At 41.4% G+C, this 437-nt stretch carries 1 pseudogene; it reads left to right on the top strand.

Features of this window, described 5'->3' with window-relative positions:
• Window positions 1-437, top strand: a pseudogene (locus HC000_RS18385) (transposase); the annotation flags it as partial.

The raw sequence follows: 437 nt of genomic DNA, 5'->3' as shown, positions 1-437 counted from the left end.
CACTGTATTTCGCGCTGTGTACGCCGTGCATTTTTATGCGGCGTAGACAACTTTACTAATCAATCGTATGAACATCGCAGAGGGTGGGTTGAAAGCAAATTACTTGCCCTCGCTAACGTATTTTGTATCGATGTGTGCGCGTATGCAGTAATGAGCAATCACACTCATTTAGTACTCTATGTTGATGATAAAAAAGCCAAGCGACTAACCGATAAAGCCATTATTCAGCGGTGGCACAGGCTTTGTAAAGGCACTGTTCTCACTAACAAATATCTGCAAGGTGAAGAGCTAAGTAAAATTGAATGGCTCTTTCTAAATGAAACAATCAGTGAATACCGAGAACGCTTAGCTAATATCAGTTGGTTTATGCGCTTATTAAATGAAGACATTGCGCGCAGAGCTAATAAAGAAGATAACTGTACCGGCCGCTTTTGGGA

This window comes from Pseudoalteromonas sp. MIP2626, assembly GCF_013414205.1.
GTDB classification, from domain to species: domain Bacteria; phylum Pseudomonadota; class Gammaproteobacteria; order Enterobacterales; family Alteromonadaceae; genus Pseudoalteromonas; species Pseudoalteromonas nigrifaciens.
Note: the sequence above shows the minus strand (reverse complement) of the source record. Positions and strands in the feature narration are given on the sequence as shown.